Here is a 1742-nt window from a genome sequence, read left to right as displayed (position 1 = left end):
CTCATACTCGCCTGCGACAGAAGAAGGCACCTGGATCCATAAGCTGCTGGGCGGCGCAGGCAAGAGCGCGATTCGTGCCGGCTTCGGCATGTACTATGACCACTTTGGCCAGGGCATCGTATCGAACTTCAGCCGCTATGGTTCGTTCAGCTTGAGCACGGCGCTCACCAATCCGGCAAGCCAGTTTGGCGTCTCCGACTCTCCGCGTTACACCGGCCTCCACAGCATCCCCGCAGGGGTTAACCCGGTTCCGGCGTCGACCTTCAGCTATCCGCAAGGACTCGCTCCAGGCAGCTTCGCCATCACCTATGGCCTGGACGATCACCTCAAAGCACCCTACTCGGAGGTGGTGGACTTTTCTCTGCAACGTGAATTGAACGGAGGATTCACGGTGGAAGCAGCGTATGTCGGCCGCTTCGGCCGGCACATGCTACAGCAGATGGACCTGGCTCAGCCTCTGAATCTTGTCGATCCCAAGTCGGGCATGGACTATTACACCGCCGCCACGCAGTTGGCGATGTACTCCGACCAGGGACGAGTTTCCGTACCTGCCATCGCCTACTGGGAAAATATGTTTCCGGATGCGAAAGGAGTCGGCACCTATGGCGACGGTGTTCCAGGCGCCAGTGCGACACAGAATATCTACAACGACTTCTTCACGGACGACGGTGGAACCAACAGCGCGTCGAATCTTTATTTCGGTCCGCTGCAGTCCCGGGGCAATGAAACCAACATGCTCTACTTCTTTGACCTGGGCTGCTATCCAGGATGCGGAAATTCGGCTACACCTCGCTTCTGGCCGACTCAGTATTCGTCGCTGTATGCGTGGTCATCGATCGGTTCCGCCTCATACAACGCTGCGCAATTTACGCTGCGCCATCCCATGTCCCATGGTATTGCCRTGGACTTCAGTTACACGATCTCGCGCTCGATTGACATGGGCTCCGACACGGAGAGTAACGCATCTTCGGGTCTGTTCAACTACGGCGTGATCTACGATGCCTTCAATCCAAGCAAGAATCGCTCTGTTGCTGACTTCGATGCAACCCACATCATGAATGCTGACTGGGTGCTCGCGTTGCCCTACGGACGAGGACGCAAATTTGGCAATCAGATCTCCCACCCCCTGGATCTTGCATTCGGCGGATGGCAGCTCACGGGAATCACCCGTTACTCCAGCGGTCTTCCCTTCACCATCTACGATGGCAAGGGTTGGACCACGAACTGGGAGTGGGAGTCGGGGATGGTTCAGACCGGTCCGATCAAGATGCGGAAGCACATCGATAAAAACGGAAACATGCAGGCCTTCGATGACCCGCTAAGCGCTCTCAGCAATATGCGGCTTCCCTATCCGGGCGAGGCCGGCGAGCGAAACAAGTTCCGAGGCGACGGCTTCTGGGGCATGGATGCAGGTCTACACAAGACCTTTTCCATCAAGGAGTCGGCGCGCTTTGAGCTGGCCTGGGAGACTTTCAATGTCACGAATTCGGCCCGCTTTGACCCACACAGCATCTCTACCGAATCGACGGATGGCTCTCAGACAGGAGTCTACGGAGCAACCTATTCAGCGCAGCAGGCACGCCGCATGCAGTTCTCCGGTCGATTCTCCTTCTAGCAACCACCACTACAGGRAAGGCCCRGCTTCTTCGCCGGGCCTTCTTGTTGCGGAACAGATCGAAGTCAGGATCGGATAAAGCGGACCAGTCCTCCCGTTGCAGCGTGCGCGTATCGTTGGAGTGCAG

Annotated in this window: 1 pseudogene; it reads left to right on the top strand. The window is 57.2% G+C overall.

What is annotated here, in order from left to right:
* A pseudogene (locus tag AB4043_RS24500) lies at positions 1-1615 on the top strand (hypothetical protein); the annotation flags it as partial.
* Positions 1616-1742: the final 127 nt, after the last annotated feature.

This window comes from Terriglobus sp. YAF25 (assembly GCF_052113305.1).
GTDB lineage: Bacteria > Acidobacteriota > Terriglobia > Terriglobales > Acidobacteriaceae > Terriglobus.
The sequence above is the reverse complement of the archived record's forward strand: the minus strand, read 5'-3'. Positions and strand labels throughout refer to the sequence as shown.